The 13,500-nt window shown below is 71.2% G+C and carries 13 protein-coding genes; 5 read left to right on the forward strand and 8 right to left on the reverse strand.

The features are described from left to right. Nucleotides 1–107 precede the first annotated feature (107 nt). Entirely contained in the window at nt 108–1,673 is a 1,566-nt protein-coding gene (locus ABZ937_RS27345) for a sodium:solute symporter (protein ID WP_361695975.1), read from the reverse strand. Between the two features lie 154 nt (nt 1,674–1,827). On the opposite strand from ABZ937_RS27345, the gene ABZ937_RS27350 reads away from it, so the two are divergent. Further along, nucleotides 1,828–2,355 carry a GNAT family protein gene (locus ABZ937_RS27350; protein ID WP_361695976.1) on the forward strand — a complete coding sequence of 176 codons (528 nt, stop codon included), beginning with the start codon at nt 1,828–1,830 and terminating at the stop codon, nt 2,353–2,355. A gap of 65 nt (nt 2,356–2,420) precedes the next feature. Here ABZ937_RS27350 and ABZ937_RS27355 read toward each other — a convergent pair whose 3' ends face one another. Next, the gene (locus tag ABZ937_RS27355; RefSeq protein WP_361696041.1) at nt 2,421–3,707 is read right to left on the reverse strand and encodes a phosphatase PAP2 family protein; all 1,287 of its coding nucleotides are present in this window, start codon (nt 3,705–3,707) and stop codon (nt 2,421–2,423) included. A gap of 206 nt (nt 3,708–3,913) precedes the next feature. Further along, on the reverse strand, nt 3,914–4,858 hold the full coding sequence (gene sigJ / locus ABZ937_RS27360) for an RNA polymerase sigma factor SigJ (protein WP_361695977.1): 945 nt from the start codon (nt 4,856–4,858) through the stop codon (nt 3,914–3,916). Between the two features lie 174 nt (nt 4,859–5,032). Between sigJ and ABZ937_RS27365 the strand changes: the two genes are divergently transcribed. The 3 genes from ABZ937_RS27365 (at nt 5,033) to ABZ937_RS27375 (ending at nt 7,768) form a co-directional block, all read left to right on the forward strand. After that, the gene (locus ABZ937_RS27365; RefSeq protein WP_361695978.1) at nt 5,033–5,437 is read left to right on the forward strand and encodes a hypothetical protein; all 405 of its coding nucleotides are present in this window, start codon (nt 5,033–5,035) and stop codon (nt 5,435–5,437) included. A gap of 243 nt (nt 5,438–5,680) precedes the next feature. Next, a complete protein-coding gene (locus ABZ937_RS27370) occupies nt 5,681–6,889 on the forward strand; it encodes a cytochrome P450 (RefSeq protein WP_361695979.1) in 1,209 nt (402 codons plus the stop codon). A gap of 99 nt (nt 6,890–6,988) precedes the next feature. Beyond that, on the forward strand, nt 6,989–7,768 hold the full coding sequence (locus ABZ937_RS27375) for a sporulation protein (protein WP_361695980.1): 780 nt from the start codon (nt 6,989–6,991) through the stop codon (nt 7,766–7,768). A gap of 89 nt (nt 7,769–7,857) precedes the next feature. Here ABZ937_RS27375 and ABZ937_RS27380 read toward each other — a convergent pair whose 3' ends face one another. After that, nucleotides 7,858–8,247: a hypothetical protein gene (locus tag ABZ937_RS27380; protein ID WP_361695981.1), complete on the reverse strand. Its 390-nt coding sequence runs from the start codon at nt 8,245–8,247 to the stop codon at nt 7,858–7,860. 73 nt (nt 8,248–8,320) lie between these two features. Between ABZ937_RS27380 and ABZ937_RS27385 the strand changes: the two genes are divergently transcribed. After that, nucleotides 8,321–8,623: a helix-turn-helix domain-containing protein gene (locus ABZ937_RS27385; protein ID WP_361695982.1), complete on the forward strand. Its 303-nt coding sequence runs from the start codon at nt 8,321–8,323 to the stop codon at nt 8,621–8,623. A gap of 52 nt (nt 8,624–8,675) precedes the next feature. Here the strand turns inward: ABZ937_RS27385 and ABZ937_RS27390 are convergent, their stop codons facing one another. The 4 genes from ABZ937_RS27390 to ABZ937_RS27405 are packed head-to-tail and all read right to left on the reverse strand — an operon-like array spanning nt 8,676 to nt 13,495. Then, nucleotides 8,676–9,818: an XdhC/CoxI family protein gene (locus ABZ937_RS27390; protein ID WP_361695983.1), complete on the reverse strand. Its 1,143-nt coding sequence runs from the start codon at nt 9,816–9,818 to the stop codon at nt 8,676–8,678. Then, nucleotides 9,811–11,943, reverse strand: coding sequence for a xanthine dehydrogenase family protein molybdopterin-binding subunit (locus ABZ937_RS27395; protein ID WP_361695984.1), 2,133 nt, complete (start codon nt 11,941–11,943; stop codon nt 9,811–9,813). Before ABZ937_RS27395 ends, ABZ937_RS27390 begins: the two co-directional genes overlap by 8 nt. Continuing rightward, entirely contained in the window at nt 11,940–12,932 is a 993-nt protein-coding gene (locus tag ABZ937_RS27400; protein WP_361695985.1) for a xanthine dehydrogenase family protein subunit M, read from the reverse strand. Before ABZ937_RS27400 ends, ABZ937_RS27395 begins: the two co-directional genes overlap by 4 nt. Further along, entirely contained in the window at nt 12,929–13,495 is a 567-nt protein-coding gene (locus tag ABZ937_RS27405) for a 2Fe-2S iron-sulfur cluster-binding protein (protein ID WP_361695986.1), read from the reverse strand. The genes ABZ937_RS27400 and ABZ937_RS27405 overlap by 4 nt, the downstream gene beginning before the upstream one ends. Between the last annotated feature and the right edge of the window lie 5 nt (nt 13,496–13,500).

Here is a 13,500-nt window from a genome sequence, read left to right on the forward strand (position 1 = left end):
CCCGAAGGGGCTGTCGCTGTACGAAGGGCCTGTCTCGTGGAACGGCGAGGGGCCGTCGGGATTCAGGAGGCCGCGACGGCTGCGCACCGGGCCGGCCGCGCCCCGCGTCACTCCCGGGCGACGGCCGCCGCCGGACGATCGGGTCCCGGCCCGCCGTCGCCCAGCGGGCCGCGGGGGATCTCGGGCGCCCGGTGGAACAGGCTGGCCGCACCGCCCACGGCCAGGGTGATCAGCACACCGATCGGGACGAGCCACTGCGCGGCGATCGCGGTGGGCACGGTCGCGCCGGCCACGCTGACGTCCATCCTCACGACGCGCACGATGTACGTCATGACGCCGACCGTCACCAGGAACGCGATGACGGCGTCGGTCTCGTTCGCGCGCCGGACGATCCGCCCGAGAAGGAACGCCCCGAGGAGCGCGCCGTAGGTGTAGCCCGCGATGGTCAGTCCGGTGAGGTAGACGTTCCCGGTGCCGGTGCTGAAGGCACAGGCGAAGAGCGCCATCAGCACCGCCCACACCAGGGTCATCAGCCGGGCGAGCCTGAGCAGGAACTCCTCGGAGGGCTCGGCGCGGAAGAGGCTGTGGATGATGTCGGCGACCGTCGAGTTCGACATGGAGTTCAGCGCCGAGGACAGCGAGCCCATCGCCGCGCCGAGGATGCCGGCCACGAGCAGGCCGGAGATCACCACGGGCAGCCCGTGCAGGACGAAGTCCGGGTAGAGGTTGTCGGAGCTGCTCAGGCCCAGCTCCTGGAAGCTCCTGCCCTGGTTGTACGACCACAGCAGCGCGCCGACGAGGGAGAACGCGGCGAACTGCAGGGTGACGAAGACGCCGGACACGACCATGGCCTTCTGGCCGTCGCGCAGCGAGCGGGTGGCCAGGACGCGCTGGACGATCAGCTGGTCGGAGCCGTGGCTGGCCATCGCGAAGATGGCGCCGCCGATGATCGCGGTGGGGAGGGCGAACGGGCTGGTGAGGATGTGCGCCAGGCCGAAGTCGGTGTCGAAGAGGGTGAACCGGCCCGCGTGCAGGGCGCGCTGGAAGCCCGCGCCGCCGACATGGCCGGCCAGCACGCCGATCGCGAGGAGGGCGCCGCCCAGGTACAGGCCCATCTGGATGGCGTCCGTCCAGATGACCGCCTTGATGCCGCCGAGGTAGGTGTAGACGACGGTGATCACCGTGAGCACGATGATGATGACGCGGTAGCTCGCGTGCACGCCGAACTCGTCGAGCAGCAGCTTGATCGGGATGGCGGAGGCGAACAACCGGACGCCCTCGGCGAGAAGCCGGGTGAAGACGAACGTCACCGAGGCGAGCCCCTGGAGCTTCAGCCCGAATCTGCTTCCCAGGTACTGGTAGGCGCTCACGAAGCCGCCCCGCTTGTACAGCGGAATCAGCGCGGTCGCCACGACGACGCGCCCGATGACGTAGCCGAGGGCCAGTTCGACGTTTCCGAACCCCTGCCCGCTGTACGCGCCGCCCGGCACGCTGATGACGGTGAGTACGCTGGTCTCGGTGGCGACCACGGAGAAGGAGACGGTCCACCACGGCATATGGCCTTCGCCGACGAAGTAGTCCTTGGCCGTCGTCTGCCGTCCGGCCAGGCGCAGTCCGATCACGGCGATCGCCACCAGATAGACGACGACCACCAGCAGGTCGAGTTGACGCACGCTCACTCCTGAACAGCCGCCGTCGGCGTGGCGCCGTGAAGGAAAGTTTCCTTCGTTCTGCCACTCATACTCCGAAAAGTAATTTCACCGCGTTCCGGCGTCAACGACCCCGGACGCCCGTGGCCGTGCCGCGCCGGGCGCTACCGTGGCCGGCGTGAGTGACGACGAGACGGTGATATTGCGGCCCGTGCGAGAAGAGGACCTTCCCGTACTGGAGCTGTTCCTGACCGATCCCGGGGCCGGTGGTCCGTTCCAGTGGTACGGCTGGACGGACGCGAGGCGCTACCGGCGGCGCTGGTCGGAGAACGGCCTGCTGGCCGATGACGGCGGACAGCTCATGGTGACCACCGGTGCGGAGCGGCACGGGGTCGTGGCGTGGCGGAAGATCACCGTCTCGGCCGCCTCGTATCACTGGAACATCGGCATCCAGTTGCTGCCGCAGGCCCGGGGGCGCGGGATCGGAACCGAGGCCCAGCGGCTGCTCGTCGGCTATCTGTTCGCCCACACGCCCGTGGTCAGGATCGAGGCGGACACCGAGCGGGAGAACGTCGCGGAACAGCGCGCGCTGGAGAAGGCCGGCTTCCGCCGTGAGGGGGAACTCCGCAGCATCACCTTCCGCGACGGGCAGTGGCGCGACGGCGTGCTCTACAGCGTGCTCCGTGACGAGTTCCCCATGGCCTGAGACGGGCGTGACCGTGCTGCCGGCAGGGCTCGTCCAGCTGCTCGAAGACGAGCCCTGTCGATGACTCACACCAGTTCGGGCTGCGGTTCCGCTTGTGGCGCCGGTGCGGCCTTCGGTTCCCACAGCTGGGTGGTCCGCAGGTAGCAGTAGATCACCGAGACCATCGCCAGCAGGAGAAGCGGTCCGAACAGCCACGGATACGCGGCCATTTCCACCGGCAGATAGCGGTACGACACCAGGAGCGCCGTGAAGACCGTCGCGCCGTAGGCGACCAGCAGGGTTCCCGACCGGTCCCAGCCGCGTTCCAACGAGCGCAGAGCCGCCTCGATCGTGAGCGTGAACACCACGCCGGCGATGATGTCCGTGCCGTAGTGGTAGCCGAAGCCCAGCGTCGCGCCGAGCGTGGCGATCAGCCAGAACGTGCCCGCGAAGCGCAGAATCCGCGGGGCCTTGCGGGAATGGATGAAGATCGCGGTGGCCCACGCGGTGTGCAGGCTGGGCATGCAGTTGCGGGGGGTGGTGCCGTTGAACGGCATGTGGTGCGGCGTGTTGACGGGCACCGCGTCCGGCCACAGGTTGGCCACCGCCCAGTGCCCGCCGTCGGCGCCGTAGGCGAAGATCGGTCCGACCACCGGGAAGATCATGTAGATGCCCGGCCCGAGGAGGCCGATCACCAGGAAGGTGCGCACCAGATGGTGGCTCGGGAAGCGGCGCTCGACCGCCACGTTGCGCAGCTGGTACAGCGTGACGACGACCGCGGCCACCGCGAGCTGGATGTAGACGTAGTCGAGAACATGGGCGCCGATCGGACCGCTGGCCCTGACGATCCGGCCGGCCAGCCACGACGGGTCGCCCAGCGCGTGATCGGCGGTCGCCAGGTACTGGTCGAGCACCACCGGGCGGGTCTTCGACGTGATGAGCAGCCAGGCATCGCCCGTCTTGCGGCCGGCCACCAGCAGCAGGCCCAGCCCGACGCCCTTCAGCAGCAGCACACGTTCCCGGCCGGTGCGGCGCGTGACAGCGATGACCGCACAGCCCAGAAGCACCCACAACGCGCCGTTGCCGAACGGGTGGCCGCCACCGGGGGCCGGCTTGGCGTCGAGCACCCACCGGACCACGAAGAAGACGAGGTCGATGCCGATCGCGACACCGGCCGCGATGAACCGCTGCCGCCAGGTGAGCACCACCATCATCAACGCCATGCTGGCGTACAACAGCGGCCCCGACTTGGGGGCGAATATCACCTCTTTCACCTGATTGGTGATCGGCCCCGGTTGCCCGTAGTGGCGGGCTGCGATCTCCAGTGCGATGAGGAATCCGAGGGCCACCACGCCCGCCGCGGTCCACAGCATCGCCCGTGGCCGGCGCCACGCGGTGAACACAATTCTGGGGTTTACTCGCGAAATTATTCTCGATGGTATAGATGTCAACTGTTCGGCCGATTTGTTAGATATAAACGGAATGGGTAACTTGTCGGGCGGTTGTTGTAAGTTCGAACATGTTATCGGAGTGCTGTGGGTGGGCCTTTGTCGGCTTCGAGACAAATCGATGACGGGGCTCAGGGCTGTCCGTTCTCGGTCCACGGACGGAGCTTCTCCGGGTTGCGGACCGCCCAGATGCGCGTGATGCGGCCGCCGCCGAGGCTGAACGCCGCCACGGTCACGGTGACGCCGGCGTGCTGGGCGACCAGGCCGGGCCGGCCGTTGACCGTGCGCTCCAGGAGTGTCAGCCCGGGGGCTTTGCCGGCGATGTGGATCAGGTACTCGGCGATGCGCTCGCTGCCCTCGACCGGCCGGAGCACCGTGCCGACCAGTCCGCCGCCATCGGCGATCATCGTGGCGCCGGGATCGAGGAGGCCGATGAGGGCCTCGATGTCCTTGGCCTCCCACGCCTCCTTGAAGTCCCGGACCACACCGGCCTGCCCGGCCGTCGGAACCGCCGGAGCCTGCGCGGCGCGAAGACGTCGACGGGCCGAGGACGCCAGCTGCCGGCAGGCCGCCGGGGTCCGGCCGACGATCTCGGCGACCTCGGCGAAGGGGTAGCGGAAGACGTCGTGCAGGACGAACGCCACGCGTTCGGCCGGCGTCATCGCCTCCAGTACGACGAGGAAGGCCATGTTCACCGACTCGTCCAGGGTGACCCAGTCGGCGGGGTCGGCCCCGCCGCCGCCCGCCGACCCGCTGATCCACTCCGTACGGTCGGGCAACGGCTCGGGTATCCATGTGCCGACATACCGCTCGCGCCGTACCCGCGCCGAGCCGAGCAGATCCAGGCAGATGCGGGTCGCCACGGTCGTCAGCCAGGCGCCGGGCGACTCGATGGCCTCCTGCCGGTCCCGAGGCATCGCGTACCAGCGGGCGTAGGTCTCCTGTACGGCGTCCTCGGCCTCGGCCAGTGAACCGAGCAGCCGGTAGGCGAGGTTGATCAGCTGGCGCCGTTCGCCGACGACCTCGCTCAGGCCTCGCTCGAACCAGCCGTGCTCCGACTCGGTTGGGGTGCCCATGGCCGTGACCGCTCCCTGGTTCGTCTCGTCCGGTTCCGCTCTCGCCCCTTCGACGGAACAGCGCGCCGGAAGGTGAGGCCGGCACCCCGCCTCACATTTCGCGATCCCACGTCGTCGGACCACCGAGACACCCTACCGACCCATTGCCGTCAGGCAGCAGAGGAGAACCGCGCCATGGCCACACAGACGACCGCACAGCAGCGCAGCCGCACGTTCCTGCAGGTCGCGATCGCCCTGCAGACCTCGTCCCTCTTCTTCCAGGCGGTCACCGCCGGACTGCTGCTGTCCTCGGCCCACGGCGAGGTGCTGCACAGCGCCGGGGCGCGTGTGATGTACGGCGCGTCGATGCTGTACGTGCTCGCCGCGATCCTTGCCTGGCGGCCGGGCGGCGCGGCGCCCCGCCCCATCCTCTACGCGTCCGGCTTCCTCGCCCTCGCCTCGGTGCAGGTGGTCCTGGGCATCGCGCACAAGCCGTCGCTCCATGTCCCCCTGGGCGTCCTGATGTTCGGCCTGAGCGTGCTGGCGCTGGGTCAGGCGCTGTCCGCCCACCGGCCGGAACGCTCCGGCACCCGGCCGTGACGCTCGCTGTGCGCATACGGAGTGGTTGGCCCCCGCGTGGCCCGCCGCCCCGGGACGGGCGGGCCAACGCCTCGGGAGGCGCCGACGCGGGGTAACCGGAACCTACGCTTCCGGCCGTGAAAAGGGAAGGCCCCTCGGCCGGTGGCCGAGGGGCCGCATCTGCGCCATCGGGTCGGTGTGTGTATATATGACCTATATCGCGCTAAAGATCCATTTATGGTCGATGCCTGCCCTGGAGGCACGATGAACCAGCAGCCAGTCCTTCTCCCTTACGCCGACCCCGCCTTCGTGGCGGATCCCTTCCCGCTCTACCGGCGCCTGCGCGAGGACGGCCCGGTCCGGCGCGCGGTCATCGCCGGCGGCCTGGACGCCTGGCTGGTCACACGCTACGAGGACGGGCTCGCCGCCCTGTCGGACCCGAGGCTGAGCAGTGACGTCCGTGACGCCTCGGACCCCCGCCTCATCGCGCAGCTGCCCGAGTTCGAGCGCGCATCGATGACGAGCAGCATGCTGCGCTCCGACCCGCCCGACCACACCCGGCTGCGCCGCCTGGTCTCGAAGGCGTTCACCGCACGCCGGGTCGCCGGAATGCGGCCCCGCATCCAGGAGATCACCGACCAGCTGCTCGACGCGGTGGCACCGGCCGGCCGGGCCGACCTCGTCGCGGACTTCGCGCTGCCCCTGCCGGTCACCGTCATCGGCGAGCTGCTCGGCGTACCGGCGGACGACCGGCACGACTTCCAGCGGTGGACCGACGACATGCTGGTACGAGGCGCGAGGCTGCCCGACCCGGCCGTCGTCGACGAGGCATGGCGGCGGATGCACGCGTACGTGACGAAGCACCTGGAGTCCAAGCGCGCCCGGCCGGGCGACGATCTCCTCAGCGCGCTGATCAGCGCCCACGACGACGAGCAGCGGCTGAACCACGACGAGCTGATCGCCATGACCTTCCTGCTGCTGGTGGCCGGGTACGTCACGACGGTCAACCTGATCGGCGGCGGCATCGCCGCGCTTCTCGCCCACCCCGACCAGTTGACCCTGCTGCGGGATCATCCGGAACTGCTGCCCGACGCGATCGAGGAGTTCCTCCGCTACGACGGCCCGGGCATCGCCCGCTTCGCCCGCGAAGACGTGGAGATCGCGGGCGTGACCATCCCGCGCGGCGCGACGGTGCTGGTCGCGTCCGCGATCGCCGACCGCGATCCGACGCGGTTCCCCGACCCCGACAGGCTGGACATCACCCGGAGCGACAACGGTCACCTGGCCTTCGGGCACGGCATCCACTACTGCCTGGGCGCGCCCCTCGCCCGGCTGGAGGGCCGGATCGCCATCGGGACCGTACTGCGCCGCCTCCCGGACCTGGCCCTGGCCGTCCCGCCGGCCGAGCTGCGCTGGCGGCCCGGCGGTCTCCGCGGCCCGGTGCGGCTGCCCGTCACCTTCACGGCGATCTGACGCGCTGAGCAGGGCGGAAGACGCTGACGTCGCGCTGATCGGGGGCGAGGCCCGCTGTTAGCCTCTTCGTCTGATCATCGCGGACTTGGGGAGGGGCGCGTGGGGTTCAAGCGGCTGTTCGGGATCGGGGATCCGGACGAGGCGATCGAGGTGGACACGCAGATCCAGGGGCCGGTGTATCCGGGCGGGCACGTGAAGGGCGAGGTCCGCCTGAGGGGCGGATCGCGCGACACCCCCGTCAACGGTATCTACCTGCGCATCAAGGTCCGTTGTACGAGCTACAACGGTGAGGAGCGCGACTACGAGTTCGGCAGCTTCGCCGCCACGCCCACGCACTTCACCCTGCGCAAGGGCGAGGAGCAACGCCTCACCTTCTCCGAACGGCTGCCCTGGGAGGCCCCGGTGAGCGAACTCGGCGGCCGGGCCCTGGGAGTTGTGCTCTCGATGAAGAGCACGTTCCGCCGCGACTGGAACGACGACGGCACGGAAGTCGACGACGACCTCCTGCACCTCTCCGCGCTGCCGCTGCACGAGGCCGTCCTGGACGCGTTCGCGGAGGAGGGGTACTACTGCGACTCCGCGTACGTCATCGACTCCTACATCCCGAAGGTGGAGCAGCACCGCGGCTTCTACCAGACCTTCCTGCTCACGGACCGCTCACCGGGTGCCGGTCGGCCGGAGCAGCTGGAGGTCGTCTTCCACACGAACGTCGTCGGGGCCCTGGTCCACGTACGGCGCGCCGCACCCGACGTACGCGACTGGGACAGGAAGCCCCCCGTCCGCCGCTTCCCCGCCGCCCACCACGAGGTCGGCCACGTCGACTGGCGTCCTCAGGCGCGCAAGGTGCTGGAGGAGCTGGCCCTGCTCGACGACCGCTGAGGGAGATCACCGCGGTAGGGGGGTACGCCGGCGTCGATCGACAACGGCCGGTACCCGACCCGGAGTTCGGAGGGCGGGACGCTGCTGACTCAAGCGATCGCCGCTCGTGCGGTCGCGTGGAACTGCACGTACTCGATGGTCGCGCCCCCGGGGTGGCGCACGGTCAGGTTGCGGCCGGTGGGGACCTCGTTGGGGCCGTCCAGGATCGTCCCGCCGTGCTGCTCGGTGATCCGCAGCACCTCGTCGAGGGACTCGACGATCGTGGTGGCGTGGGTGCCTCGGTACGGGGCGAGGGCTTCCTCCGTACCCGCGAGAAGCAGATAGCCGCCGACACTCGCGAGGTCCAGGCCGTCGTAGGTGAACCGGAGCCGAGGCCGCTCCCCGGTGAGTTCGACGAACGTCGGAAGGGCCACGTCCAGATCCTCGACATAGACGCGGGCGAGGGTGGCGAGCACGGTCACGGTCGTCTCCTGGATCATTTCGACTTTTCCCGAAACATCGAAGCGATCTGCATACTACGGGGTGTCACACGGACGAGGACGAGGAGACCCAGTGGGACAGCCCGACCACGCGGACCCGGACCTGGACCTGGCGGTCGTCCTCCATGCCCTGGGCGACCCGGTCCGGTTGGCACTGGTCCGCCGGATGGCCGAGGGCGGCGAGAGCCCGTGCAGCCCGGACGGCGTGGACGTGCCCAGGTCGACCCTGTCCAATCACTGGCGGATCCTGCGCGAAGCCGGAATCACCGAGACCCGCCGGGCGGGCAGGGCGCGCCTGATGACGCTGCGTCGCACCGACCTCGACGCCCGCTTCCCGGGACTCCTCGCCGCCGTCCTGGCCGCCGGCAGGCGTTAGGCGCACGGCCCGCGCGACTTCGGCCACCTCAGCTGCATGCCGGTCCGTCGCGTCAGGCCACCGCCGGCTCTCCGCGGTCTCCGCTGTCGTGGTGGATCGGCGTCCGCGAGACGGTCAGGGGCACGCCCGTTCCGCCCCGTCCGGCGGCGACGATCTCCGCCGCGATCGACAGGGCGGTCTCCTCCGGCGTCCGGGCGCCGAGATCGAGGCCGATGGGGGAGCGCAGCCGGGCCAGCTCCCGTTCGGTCACGCCTTCCTGGCGCAGCCGCCGGTTACGGTCCTCGTGGGTGCGGCGCGAGCCCATCGCGCCGACGAACGCCACCGGCAGGCGGAGGGCCGCCTTCAGCAGCGGTACGTCGAACTTCGCGTCGTGGGTGAGCACGCACAGGACCGTGCGGGCGTCGGTCGCGGTGCCCCGCAGGTACCGGTGCGGCCAGTCGACGACCACCTCGTCGGCGTCGGGGAAACGGGCCCGCGTGGCGAACACGGGGCGGGCGTCGCAGACGGTCACGTGGTAGCCGAGGAACTTGCCGGCCCGCGCCAGCGCCGACGCGAAGTCGATCGCCCCGAAGATGATCATGCGTGGGGGCGGCACGTTCGCCTCGACCAGCAGGGTGAGGCCACCGGGGCAGTGGGAGCCGTCCGCCGACAGCTCCACCGTGCCGGTGCGGCCCGCGTCCAGCAGGGCCCGGGCCTCGGCCGTCGCCGTCCGGTCCAGGTCCGGGTGGCCGCCGAGACCACCCTCGTACGTACCGTCGGGCCGTACCAGCAGGGCCCGGCCGAGGAGTTCGGCCGGCCCGCGGGCGACCCGGGCGAGGGCCGCCGGTTCGCCGTGCGCGGCGGCCGACAGCGCCGACGCGAGGACCGCCCGGGCGGGCGACCGCGCGCCCACCGGGGTGATCAGCATCTCGATCGTCCCGCCGCAGGTCAGTCCCACGGCGAAGGCGTCCTCGTCGCTGTAGCCGAACCGTTCGGTGACACTCTCGCCCGTCTGGAGCGCTTCCCGGCACAGGTCGTAGACCGCGCCCTCCACGCACCCGCCGGAGACCGAGCCGATGACGGTGCCCTCGCTGTCGACGGCCAGGGCGGCGCCGGGGCCGCGCGGCGCGCTGCCGCCCACCGCCAGCACCGTGGCGACGGCGAACTCCCGGCCCTGCTCGACCCAGTTGAGCAGCTCCTCGGCGATGTCAAGCACGCGGCGCCCCTGCCCGGATGACGCGGTCCGGCCGGATGGGCAGGCTGCGGTGGCGTGTGCCGGTCGCGTGCCAGACCGCGTTGGCGATGGCCGCCGCGGCACCCACGATGCCGATCTCGCCGATGCCCTTGATCCCGACCGGGTCGCTCGGGTCCGTGTCCTCGATCCAGTCGGCCTCGATACGGGGTACGTCGGCGTGCGTCGCCACGTGGTAGCCGGCGAGGTCGGCGCCGACATGGCCGCCCGAGGCACCGTCCCGGACGGCCTCCTCGTGCAGGGCCATGGAGATGCCCCAGATCATGCCGCCCAGGAACTGGTTGCGTGCGGTGAGCGGGTTGACGATCCGGCCCGCCGCGAACAGGCCGAGCATGCGCCGCACCCGCACCTCGCCGGTGCTGACATCCACGGCGACCTCGGCGAACTGCGCGCCGAAGGAGTGCCGTTCGGCGGGAGCGAGGGCACCGATGGCCTCGGTGGTGTCCGACCGGACGGTGATCCCCTCCGGCGGGATGTCGGCCCCCAGGGCCAGCCGTTCGCGCAGTTCGCCGGCCGCGACCGTGATCGCCCAGGACCAGGACCGGGTGCCCATGGAACCGCCGGCGATCATCGCCGGGCCGAAGTCGCTGTCGCCGATGCGCACCGTGACCCGCTCCGGAGGCACCTGGAGGGCGTCCGCGGCGACCAGCGTGAGTGCCGTACGGGCGCCGGTGCCGATGTCGGCCGCGGAGATCCGGACGGTGAAGGTGCCGTCCGGGTGGGCAGTGGCGGTCGCCGTCGACGGTGCGGCACCGGAGGGGAAGGAGGCCGCCGCCGTGCCGGTGCCGAGCAGCCAGCGGCCGTCGCGTCGCAGCCCGGGGCGCGGGTCCCGCTCCGCCCAGCCGAACCTGCGGGCGCCCTCGCGGAAGCAGGCGGTCAGGTTCCGGCCGGCGAACGGCAGGCCGGACACCGGCCCCTTGGCGGGTTCGTTGCGCAGGCGCAGCTCGATCGGGTCGATCCCGCACTGCTCGGCGAGCTCGTCCAGTGCCGCCTCCAGGGCGAACGACCCCGGTGCCTCACCCGGGGCGCGCATGAAGGTCGGGGTCGGTACGTCGAGCCGTACGACCCGGTTGGCGGTGTGATGGGCGTCGGCGTCGTACATCACCCGGGCCACCCCGGCGCTCGGTTCGACGAACTCGTGCACCGTGGAGGTGAGGCTGACGGAGCGGTGCTCCAGGGCGCGCAGCCGTCCGCCGGTGTCGGCGCCGAGCCGGACGCGCTGGATGGTGGGGCTGCGGTAGCCGGCCAGCGAGAACATCTGACGGCGGGTCAGCACCACCCGCACGGGACGCTGCAGGACGGTCGCGGCCATCACCGCGGCCACCTGGTGGGCGCGGACGCCCTTGCTGCCGAAACCGCCGCCGACGTGTTCGGAGCGCACGCGCACCGAGGCCGGGTCGAGCGAGAAGAGGTTCGCGAGTTCGCCGACGACCCAGGTGGCGCCCTGGTTGGAGTCGATCACTTCGAGCCGGCCGTCGTCCCAGCGGGCGGTCGCCGCGTGGGGCTCCATGGGGTTGTGGTGCTCTTCGGGAGTGGTGTACTCGGCGTCCACGACGAAGGCCGAGGCGGCCAGTGCGGCGTCGAGGTCACCCTTCTCCGTCACCCCCGGCATATGCCCGTCCACCGGGTAGGCGTCGGGGTGCTCGCCGGTGAAGCCGACGTCGTGGGGCACCTGTTCGTAGTGCACCACGAGCGCCTCGGCGGCCTCCCTGGCCTGCTCGGAGGTCTCGGCGACGACCAGCGCCACCGGCCAGCCCAGGTGCGGCACCCGGTCGTGCTGGAAGACGGCGCAGGTCGGGTCGGGCTTCATGCCCATCAGGCCGACGTAGTCGGTCTCGACGCGCGGCGCGTTGCCGTGCTCCAGGACGGCGAGGACGCCGGGCATGGCGAGGACGGGAGCGCTGTCGACGGCACTGATGCGGCCACGGGCCACCGTGGACAGCACCAGCCAGCCGTGGGCGAGGTCGGCGAAGGGCACCTCGCCGGCGTAGCGGGCCGCTCCGGTGACCTTGTCCCGCCCCTCGACGCGGGTGCGCGCGGTGCCGACGGAGGGCGTCCGGGTGGGTGTTTCGGTGGTGAAGGCGGTCATCGCACGGCCTCCTCGGCGAGTTCGGTCAGGACGGCCACCACGAGGTTGCGGATGAGGTCCACCTTGTATCCGTTGTGCGGCAGCGGGCGCGCCGCCGCCAGCTCGGCGTCGGCCGCGGCGGCGTAGGTCTCGGGGCCGGCCGGCGCACCGGTCAGGACGCGCTCGGCGGCGAGGGCCCGCCATGGGCGGGAGGCGACGGCGCCGAGGGCCAGGCGCGCGTCGCGGACGACGCCGTCCCGGACGTCGAGCGCGGCGGCGACCGAGCCGATGGCGAACGCGTACGAGGCACGCTCGCGCACCTTGCGGTAGCGGGAGTTGACGGCGACCGGGGCGGGCGGCAGTGTCACGCCGGTGATCAGCGCGCCCGGCGGCAGGGCGGTCTCGCGATGCGGGGTGTCGCCGACCGGCAGGTAGAAGTCGGCGAGCGGCAACTCCCCGGCACCGTCGGCGGTTTCGAAGTGGACGACGGCGTCGAAGGCGGTGAGGGCGACGCCCATGTCCGAGGGGTGTACGGCCACGCAGTGCTCGGACGCGCCCAGGATCGCGTGGTTGTGGTGCTCGCCCGTGACGGCGGAGCAACCGCTGCCGGGTGTCCGCTTGTTGCAGGGCTTGGTGACGTCGGTGAAGTAGCCGCAGCGGGTGCGCTGCAGCAGGTTCCCGCCGACCGTGGCCATGTTGCGCAGCTGCCCCGACGCGCCGGCCAGCACCGCCTGCGCGAGCGCGGGGTAGCGGCGCCGGACCTCGGGGTGGGCGGCCAGGTCGCCGTTGGTGACGGTGGCGCCGATGCGCAGTCCGCCCCCGGGCGTCGACTCGATGTCGTCGAGCGGGAGTTCGCGGATGTCGATGAGCCGGGTGGGGCGCTCGACACCGGACTTCATCAGGTCGACGAGGTTGGTGCCGCCGCCGAGGAAGCGGGTGTCCGGGTCGGCGCCGAGCAGCGCCACGGCGCCGGCGACGTCGTGCGCCCGCTGGTAGTCGAACTCCCTCACGCCGCGACCTCCTTGGCGGCCGCGTCGGGACGCGCACCTTCCGCGGCCGCGCGGGCCACCGCCTCGACGATCGAGACGTACGCGCCACAACGGCACAGGTTGCCGCTCATCCGCTCCCGGATCTCGTCGGCGGTCAGGGAGGGGGGACCCGCCTCGGGGCGGACGTCCTCCGTGACGGCGCTCGGCCAGCCCGCCGCGTGTTCCTCGATCACCCCGATCGCCGAGCAGATCTGCCCCGGGGTGCAGTAGCCGCACTGGTAGCCGTCCAGATCGAGGAACGCCTGCTGTACGGGATGCAGCCGCTCGCCGTCGGCCACGCCTTCGATGGTGGTGATCTCCCGGCCCTCGGCCGCCACGGCGAGCTGCAGGCAGGCTACGGCCCTGCGCCCGTCCAGCAGGACCGTACAGGCCCCGCATTGTCCCTGGTCACAGCCTTTCTTGGTGCCGGTCAGATCGAGGCGCTCACGCAGTGCGTCGAGCAGCGTGGTGCGATGGTCGACGGGCAGTGTGTACTTCTCCCCGTTGATCTTCAAGGTGATGACACTGGACGTCGATGAGGCCATGAGCC

Source organism: Streptomyces sp. NPDC046727, assembly GCF_040645635.1.
Taxonomy (GTDB): domain Bacteria; phylum Actinomycetota; class Actinomycetes; order Streptomycetales; family Streptomycetaceae; genus Streptomyces.

What these genes read in the sequence shown, in the direction of transcription:
- ABZ937_RS27355 (WP_361696041.1), bottom strand. Translation starts at nt 3,707, where the DNA reads ATGCTGTGGACCGCGGCGGGCGTGGTGGCCCTCGGATTCCTCATCGCA.
- sigJ (WP_361695977.1), bottom strand. Translation starts at nt 4,858, where the DNA reads ATGGGCACCCCAACCGAGTCGGAGCACGGCTGGTTCGAGCGAGGCCTG.
- ABZ937_RS27365 (WP_361695978.1), top strand. Translation starts at nt 5,033, where the DNA reads ATGGCCACACAGACGACCGCACAGCAGCGCAGCCGCACGTTCCTGCAG.
- ABZ937_RS27370 (WP_361695979.1), top strand. Translation starts at nt 5,681, where the DNA reads ATGAACCAGCAGCCAGTCCTTCTCCCTTACGCCGACCCCGCCTTCGTG.
- ABZ937_RS27380 (WP_361695981.1), bottom strand. Translation starts at nt 8,247, where the DNA reads ATGATCCAGGAGACGACCGTGACCGTGCTCGCCACCCTCGCCCGCGTC.
- ABZ937_RS27395 (WP_361695984.1), bottom strand. Translation starts at nt 11,943, where the DNA reads ATGACCGCCTTCACCACCGAAACACCCACCCGGACGCCCTCCGTCGGC.
- ABZ937_RS27405 (WP_361695986.1), bottom strand. Translation starts at nt 13,495, where the DNA reads ATGGCCTCATCGACGTCCAGTGTCATCACCTTGAAGATCAACGGGGAG.